At 31.6% G+C, this 9277-nt stretch carries 4 protein-coding genes; 3 read left to right on the top strand and 1 reads right to left on the bottom strand.

All coding sequences use genetic code 11. From position 1 onward, the window contains the following. The 3 genes from DIU01_RS06755 to DIU01_RS06745 all read left to right on the top strand — a co-directional run. Nucleotides 1-6595, top strand: a 6595-nt coding sequence (locus tag DIU01_RS06755; protein WP_290832780.1) for a PAS domain S-box protein, incomplete at its 5' end; no start/stop codon positions are given. 4 nt (nucleotides 6596-6599) lie between these two features. Next, nucleotides 6600-7046 carry a response regulator gene (locus DIU01_RS06750; protein ID WP_290832778.1) on the top strand — a complete coding sequence of 149 codons (447 nt, stop codon included), beginning with the start codon at nucleotides 6600-6602 and terminating at the stop codon, nucleotides 7044-7046. Continuing rightward, nucleotides 7033-8034: a response regulator gene (locus DIU01_RS06745; protein ID WP_290832776.1), complete on the top strand. Its 1002-nt coding sequence runs from the start codon at nucleotides 7033-7035 to the stop codon at nucleotides 8032-8034. Before DIU01_RS06750 ends, DIU01_RS06745 begins: the two co-directional genes overlap by 14 nt. Before the next feature lie 200 nt (nucleotides 8035-8234). Here the strand turns inward: DIU01_RS06745 and DIU01_RS06740 are convergent, their stop codons facing one another. After that, on the bottom strand, nucleotides 8235-8963 hold the full coding sequence (locus tag DIU01_RS06740; RefSeq protein WP_290832774.1) for a transposase: 729 nt from the start codon (nucleotides 8961-8963) through the stop codon (nucleotides 8235-8237). Between the last annotated feature and the right edge of the window lie 314 nt (nucleotides 8964-9277).

The raw sequence follows: 9277 nt of genomic DNA, 5'->3' as shown, positions 1-9277 counted from the left end.
GAATAATAAATTTGAATTTGTTTCAGATTCTTCCTATCAAGTTTTGGGGTATACTCCAGAAGAAATGGTTGGAACGTCCTATTCCAATTATATTTCAGAAGAAGATATTCCTTTAGCGATTGAAAGAGGCACATCTGTTAAAGAAGGTTTTGACTTAAGCTTATTTGAAAATAGATATGTTCACAAAAATGGGTCATTAGTTTATTTAATGTGGTCTGTACATTACGAGCAAAAAGACGAGGTTTTTTACTGCTTGGCCAAAGACATGACTCACTATAAACAACTTGTTAAAAAAGTTGAAGAAAATGAAAGCCTACTTTTAGAAGCTCAAAAAGTGGCCAAAATGGGAAGCTGGAATTTTGATTTCAAAAAGGATAAATTAACTTGGTCTGATGGTTTATATACTATTTTTGATATTAATAAAGAACTTTTTTTAGAAACTCATAATTCATATATTGATTTTATCAACCCAGAAGATAGGGATATTGTTTTACAAACGAGTAAAAATACGCAAGAGACTGGTGAGCCTTTTAATATTGTTTACAGAATAAAAACGCCTTCTGGCGAAGAACGTTTTGTTGAAGAGTTTGGCTATAGTGAAAAAGACTCAAGTGGAAAAATTATAAGACTTTTTGGAACGGCGCACGATATTACCGAACGTAAAAAAAATGAAGCGTTACTTCAAGATTCAAATAATAAATACCAGTATCTATTTGAAAATAGTCCTTTACCATTATTTCTTGTTGATTTCGAAACCCTCCAAATCCTGGATTGTAATGTACAATGCCTGAGACTTTATGGCTATACTAAAGACGAATTCGTTCAACTAACCATAAAAGACATTCATACGAAAGAGGAACTACCTTTACTTCAAAAAGCTACAGAAAATGAAACTGTTCATGGTGAAATACTTAAAAGAAAGACGCGCCATTTGAAGAAAAATGGAGAGGTAATGCACGTAGAAATTACTGCCCATCTTTTAAACTATAATAATCGAAGATGTTCTTTAGTACTTATTAATGATATCACCGCAACTATTGAACTAGAAAAAAAGCAAAAAGAATACGTTGAATTTATAGAAACTACGTTAGAGAATTTACCTATTGGCATAGCCGTAAATAAGATTAATGATGGATCAGCAACATTAATGAATAAACAATTTTATGAAACATATGGTTGGCCGAAACAAGATTTAATAAATGTTATTAATTTTTTTGAAAAAGTATATCCTGATGTTTCTTATCGAGAGCAAATAATGCAGCAAGTAGGTAGTGATATGTCAAGCAAAGACCCAGAAAGGATGATTTGGGAAGGTATTACTATCACAACTCAAAATGGAGAAGAAAGGATTATAAATGCAAAAAACATTCCTATTTATGATCAAAATCTAATGATTTCAACGGTGGTTGATGTCACAGAACGATTCACCGCGCAAAAGAATTTACAACTAAGTAATGAGCGTTATCACTATGCAACCTTAGCTACATCGGATGCTATCTGGGATTGGGATTTTGTAAACAACCGTATTTATAGAGCAGAAGGATTTAATACCATTTTCGGATTTGATATGGAAGAATTAAATTCACCTGACACTAATTGGGAAAATTATGTTCATCCAGATGATGTAGCTATCGCACGAAAAAGCCTTAATGATACAATAAATGGTAATGAAAATTACTGGATACACGAATACCGTTTACTGAAACCAAATGGACAAGAAGCATACGTAAAAGATAGTGCTTATTTAATTAGAGACGAAAATAAAAAAATAACTAGAATAATTGGAGCTTTAAAGGATATCTCCCAAAGAAATTACTATCACAATTTAGAAATCTTAGAAAGACAAGTCTTAGAAATAAATGCATTAGGTTCAGTTCCTATCACTGAAATTATTTCAAAATACATGCTGGGTATTGAAAAATTGCATCCTGGCATGTTGTGTTCAATGCTAATTCGCAGAGGAAATCAGCTGTTTAATTTAGCATCACCAAGTTTACCAGCAGCCTATCTTGATGCTGTTAACGGAGTTACAATTGGAGATAACGTGGGTTCTTGCGGAACTGCAGCTTTCACAAGAAAAAAAGTAATAGTAACGGATATACCAAATGATTTTCGCTGGGCAAATTACAAGGAAGTAGTAGCCGAGTATGGTTTGAAAGCCTGTTGGTCAACGCCTATACTTAATGCAGAGGGTGAAGTTTTAGCCACATTTGCCGCGTATTATAAAGAAGTAAAATCACCATCTACTGTTGAAGAAAATACCATAGAGAGGGCATCTTATATACTGCAAGTAATTCTGGAAAGTTACCTCAAAGAAAATGCATTAAAAGAAAGCAACTTGCGCTATGAATATGTAACTAAAGCAACATCTGATGCTATTTGGGATTGGGATTTTGAAAATAATAAAGTCTATAGAGCTGAAGGGTTCAGGACTATTTTCGGATTTGATATGGAAGAGCTAAATTTAATCAATACCAAATGGGAAAATTATATCCATCCAGATGATAGAGAATTAGCGCTAAAAAGTATTCATGATACCATAAATAGTACTGATATTTACTGGAAACACGAGTACCGAATTATTATACCAAATGGAAAAGTAGCCTATGTTCATGACAGCGCCTATATCATTAGAGGAGAAGATAATAATATTAGGAGAGTAATAGGAGCTATACAAGATATAACTCAAAGAAAAAATGAAGAACAGCAACTAAAATTGTTTGCGTCAGTTGTTACCAATACTACTGACTCGGTATTAATTACAGAAGCCGAACCGTTTGATGAACCAGGACCAAGAATTTTGTATGTGAATGAAGCGTTTACAAAAATGACGGGCTACACCGCCGAAGAGGTAATTGGTAAAACTCCAAGAATATTACAAGGACCAAAAACAGACAAAGCAGAACTAAAACGCTTAAGTAAAGCCCTTAGAAATTGGGAAAGCTGTGAAGTTACCGTTATAAATTATAAAAAAAGTGGTGAAGAATTTTGGATTAATTTTTCGGTAAATCCAGTTGCTGATGAAAAAGGATGGTTTACGCATTGGATAGCCGTTGAAAGAGATGTAACGATTCGTAAAAATGAAGAATTGCAAAATGAACTAATAGCAGATATTAGTACCGTCTATAATGAGCCATTAAAATTAAATGAAACATTAGACAGAACATTGCGTTATATTGCAGATTTTGCAGATTTTTGTTTTGCCGAAGCTTGGTTAACCTCTACCGATAAAAATTCATTGAACAAAATAAGTAGTCATGCCACTACCGAAAATAGTAAATTATTTATAGAAGAAACAAACTCCATAGACACTTTTAAGTATGGAGAAGGTTTTTCAGGTATCGTTGCTAAAAATAAAGAAATAACTATTTGGGAAAATCTTGCAAACCTTAAACAATTTTCTCGACGAGATGCTGCAATTAAATATGGTTTAAAAGCAAAATTAGGAATTCCGCTACTTTATAATAATGAACTTATTGGTGTCTTGACCTTCGGACTCAATCATGAAGTTATTGATACTGCTAAATACTATACCTTATTAAAAAAACTGGGAGATTATTTAAGTCCCGAAATTAAACGAAAACAATTAGAACTAGAATTGAATCAAATGTTCAATTTTGCTCCCGATATGATTGTAACTATAGGTTTAGATCAGTATTTTAAAAGAGTAAATCCTGCAGCATGTCAACTTTTAGGATATACACAAGAAGAGTTGTGTGCCGAACATTACACGTATTTTGTTCATCCTGAAGACAGAGAAAATGCTAAAAATGAGTTTTCTAAATTATTAGAAACTAATTCCAGCTCTAATTTTGAGAACCGGTACATCACTAAATCGGGTAAAATAAAATGGCTGTCTTGGAATGCCATTTATGTTCCCGAAGATAATAATATTTATGCTGTAGCAAAAGATATAACTGATAAGAAAGAACTTGAACATTTATTACAAAAAGTTAATGAATTAGCCAGAATTGGTGGTTGGGAAGTTGATTTGCAAAACCGTACTCTTTTTTGGTCTGATATTACTAAGGAAATTATTGAAGTGGCACCAGATTATGTTCCAGAGATAGAAACGGCTATTGGTTTTTATGAAAATGACAGTACTAGAACTAAAATTTCTGAATACGTAAGACATGTGATAGATACCGGGAAATCATTCGCAGAAGAGTTTCAGATTGTAACTGCTAAAGGCAACAATCGATGGATACGTGTTACGTGCGAAGCCGAGTTTGTCAATGGAAATTGCATCAGAGTTTATGGTAGTATGCAAGACATTCATGAACGAAAAAATGCGGAAGAAGAGTTAAGAGTTGCTATAGAAAAAGCACAGGAAAGCGACGCCAGATTTAAAGCATATACCCAACAGTCACCAATTGCTATTTATACAACTGATATTAAAGGAGATTGTGTATATGCAAATCAAACTTGGCTTGAAATGGCGGATATGCAATTAGAAGACGCTTTAGGTAAAGGATGGATTAACGCTCTTCATCCTGAAGACTTGGAGTTTGTAACTGAAAATTGGTACAAATCCATTGAATCTGGTGGTGAATGGAATTATGAATATCGCTTTTTAAATAGCAATAAAGATATCATTTGGGTCAGTGGAAATGCCAAAAAACTTTTCAATGAAAAGAATGAACATATTGGTTATCTCGGATCTAATGCAGACATCACAAAACGCAAAGAAGCAGAAATCAAACTTATTGAAAGTGAAAACTATCTAAGAACTATTTTAGAGAGTGAACCCGAATGCGTAAAAGTACTAAACAGTAAAGGCGAATTACTATCTATGAATCCTGCAGGACTTGCAATGATTGAAGCAGACAATGAGCAACAAGTATTAGGCCAACGCATGGCAGATCTAGTTGATGAAAATTACAGTGCGGGCTTTAAACAAGTAAGTAAAGAGGTTTTCAAAGGCAACTGCGGATCATTTGAATTTGAAATTACCGGTTTAAAAGGTACGCAACGCTGGCTAGAAACTCATGCTGTTCCGCTCAAAGATACGACAGGAAAAGTAGTAAATCTATTGGGTGTTACCCGTGATATTACGGAACGCAAAAAAAATGAAGCCGCACTCAAACAAAGCGCTGAAAAAATCCGCATAAGTAAAGAAAGATTACAGAAGGCACAAGAAATAGGGAAATTCGGCTATTGGCAACAAGAATTACATAGCGATGCCATATGGGCATCAAAAGAAGCCATGCTTATCTGTGGATTGGGTACAGAAGAAGGAGAATTGCAACGAGCAACAGTTGCTGCCTGCATTATTGATCTAGATAAAGTTCGAGAGGCAACTGCAAAACTGGTGGAGCATGGCATCGAATACGACATAGATATTCGAATTAACCCTGCCGATGGATCACCGACGCGATTTATTTCTGCCTTAGCAGAATTGGAAAATAATGAAAATGGTGAACCAGTAAGGATTGTTGGAACATTGCAGGATATCACCGAACGCAAAAAAGCAGAGGAAGAAATAAAAAATACTGAAGAGCGCCGAAAATTAATTATGAATTCTGCTTTGGATGCGATTATTTGTATTGACAAAGCCGGAATGATAACATTTTGGAATCCGCAAGCGGAACAAATTTTTGGTTGGAGTGAAAATGAGGTAATGGGTAAATTGTTATCCGCTATTATTGTTCCTGAAAAATTTAGAGCAATGCATAGTGCCGGAATGGACAGGTACATGGAAACAGGGAAAGGACAATCGCTTAATAAATTATTACAATTGTCTGCTATAAAAAGAGATGGTACTGAATTTCCTATTGAATTAACGGTTTTACCAATACAGCAAGATGGAGAAGAATTCTTTTGTGCCTTCATAAGAGATATAACCGAGCGCAAATTTCATGAAGATCAATTGCTTAAATTGAACGAAGATTTAAATAAACAAAAGACTGAATTAATTTCTTCAAATAAAGAATTAGAGCAATTTGCCTATGTAGCATCACACGATTTACAAGAGCCTTTAAGAATGGTAACTAGTTTCTTAACGTTACTTGAAAAAAAATATAATGATGTTTTAGACGAAAAAGGGTTAAAGTATATTAATTTCGCTGTTGATGGAGCAAAAAATATGCGTCAGATAATTTTAGATATTCTAGAATTTTCTAGAATTAATGAGCATCAAGAAAATTACGAGTTAATTGATTTAAAGGATGTTATTAAAGATGTTAATTTGCTTCAAGGTAAATTGATAAAAGAAAAAAGAGCACAAATATTTTTTGAGGAACTTCCCAAAGTGTATTCAATTAGACATTATTTAATACAATTATTTCAAAATATTATTAGTAATGCATTAAAATATTCAAAAGAGGATGTGCCTTTGCAAATTATCATTAAATCAAAGGAGTATAACGATCATTATCGAATATCAATAAAAGATAATGGAATTGGTATTGAAGACGAATATTTTGAAAAAATATTTATTATCTTTCAACGATTACATGGTAAAGATAAGTACCAAGGCAACGGAATGGGGCTTGCGATTGCAAAAAAAATTGTAGATAAATTAAATGGTAAAATTTGGGTGAAATCTCAATTGGGTATAGGAAGTACTTTTTATATTAATATTCCAAAGAAATAAAGTTATGAAATCAATGCATTTATTATTAGTCGAAGACAATGAAGGTGATATTTTACTCACTACAGAGGCTTTAGAGGCTAGCAAAGTTTTAAACGAAGTAAGTATTGTTAGAAATGGAAAGCTAGCATTAGATTTTGTTTTTAAAAAAAATGGTTATGAAGATGTTAAATCTCCAGACGTTATTTTGATGGACATAAATTTACCTCTTAAAAGTGGTATTGAAGTATTAGAAATATTAAAGTCAGACGAAAGCACCAAACATATCCCAATAATAATTTTAACAACATCATCATCAGAGAGTGATATTATGAAATCATATAATAATCATGCTAATGCCTATATTGTTAAACCAGTTGATGTGTCAGAATTTTTAGAAGCCGTTCTAAGTTTGGAAGATTTTTGGTTAAATATCGTTCATTTACCAGTAAATATAGATAATGATAAAAGATAGTCAATTATATAAAATAGTAATTGTCGAGGATAATCCAGGTGATTTTGTATTGTTTGAAGAGTATATTTCTGACTCTTTTTTAAATACTGAAATAACTAATGTCACAAGTTTTAAGGGGTTTGAACAAACTATAAAAAAATCAAATGATTTTGATATCATTTTTTTGGACTTATCATTGTCAGATAAATCGGGTATTGATCTTGTAAAAGGGATTATTACTCTCGCGCCATTAATTCCAATTGTGGTATTAACAGGATATCCCGATTTTAATTTTGCAGTTCAATCATTATCTCTTGGTATTTCAGATTACTTATTAAAAGAAAATTTAAGTCCTACAACTATTTATAAATGTATTGTATACAACATAGAACGATACAAAACTTTATTAAAAATTAAAGAGTCTGAACAACGCTACTCCGATTTATTTCAATTAAGTCCAAACCCACTATTGGTTTTTGATAAAGAAACTAACAATATAATTGGCGTTAATGACTCTGCAATAGATATTTATCAATATTCTATGGAAGAATTTTTAGATATTAAAGTTGAGAATCTGCAAGTTAATATAAAGGATAGGGAAATTTTTGATGGTAGCATTAAATCATTAGATAAAGAATATCGGTCTATTTATAAAAAAATAGAATGTCACAAAAAAAAGAATGGCGAAATTCTATATGTGCTGATTAAAAAAAATAGTTATATCTATAAAGGAAGAGAAGCAGTAATTTTGTCTATAGATGATTTAACAAAAGAAATTATTTTTATTTTTTCAATACAACAAAAAAACAAAAGATTACGTGAAATTGCATGGACTCAATCTCATATTGTAAGAGCACCTGTTGCTAGAATTATGGGTTTAATAGATCTTCTAAGCAACGATACTTCATTATGTATAAATCACAAGGAGTTACTTACAATGATAGTAGATTCTTCTAAAGAATTAGATAATGTAATTAAAGATATTGTCTACAAAACCAACGATATTTAAAAAAAAAAGGTAATGTGGTCAAAAATAGTTGGTGATTTTTCATTTCAGATTAATTATCTTGTCCGTATCAAACTGAAGAGGAAATTGGCTCTGCTGAGGAGCAACCAATCAGCAATAAGTTTGATGATTATACAATAATTAAAAGGATAGTTTTAGCTATCCTTTTTTAATTATTGGAAATCCGATATGGCTAAAAAAACCTATTTACAGATTTCGTTTTTATAGTATAAATACCATTTTAAAAAATTCTTTCTATTCTTCAAACTTAATCCTCTATGAATATTTAAGTTACCTTTTAGATGACCAAAAAATGATTCTAAGGCATTGGTTGAATTGGGTATTTTATCATCTTTTAAATATTGGAACATATTTGGTAATGCTTTTTTGATTACCATAAATGATCTTCTAACCATTTTATGCGTATACCAATACCTTCCTGTTTCACTATTATATGATTTTTTATTTATGAAATCTCTATATTCCTCTTCCCATTGGATGAGTTCTATTAACCACAATTGTCGTTTATACTCACAGTCAATAGTGTGAATTTTCATTGCTATTTGTTTTAACTCAAAGCCAGATTTGTGTTTTGGATGTTGTGTTAGCCATATTTTACACATTCTAGAAATATGTACTAAACATCTTTGAAAAGGTACTTTAGGACACACTTTTTTAATTGCTTTGATGGATGATTTATCGCCATCAGAAGTGATGCTTTTAATTTTTATTCCAAGATCTAATAAGTTTTGTAAATCTTCAGCAATTTCTTCAAAATGCTCTCCATCAGTCATTCTATATAGTTGAGTTAATTTTAAATGATAATTTCTATAAACCACTAAACAAATATCATTTGGAAAATAGGTTCCATCAATTACTAAATAAATATCATCGGTAGAACTGAACTCCAAAACTGGAGCTTTGGCTAACATTTTATAAAAATAGCGTTGCAAAGTGCTTTTGCTATATCCCGATTCAAGTGAAATTTTATCAAAAGTATCTTTGCCAATTATCCAATTTTTAAACCAAATTTCTTTGTTAGAATCAGAAACAGGTTTATTGCTTGAAGTAAATAATTGACCACAATTATTACACTTAAATCGTTGCTTGTTTAGTTGAATTCCCCATTTAATTGTTTGAAGACTTTTACAGGTTGGACAACGCTTTTTTTTGAGTTTTTTATAAATAAAAAAAGTTTATTGAAACGAATTTCAATAAACTTCTCTCAATATCATATTTTATAGGA

Origin of the sequence: Flavobacterium sp. (assembly GCF_003525665.1) — a bacterium.
GTDB lineage: Bacteria > Bacteroidota > Bacteroidia > Flavobacteriales > Flavobacteriaceae > Flavobacterium.
Note: the sequence above shows the minus strand (reverse complement) of the source record. Positions and strands in the feature narration are given on the sequence as shown.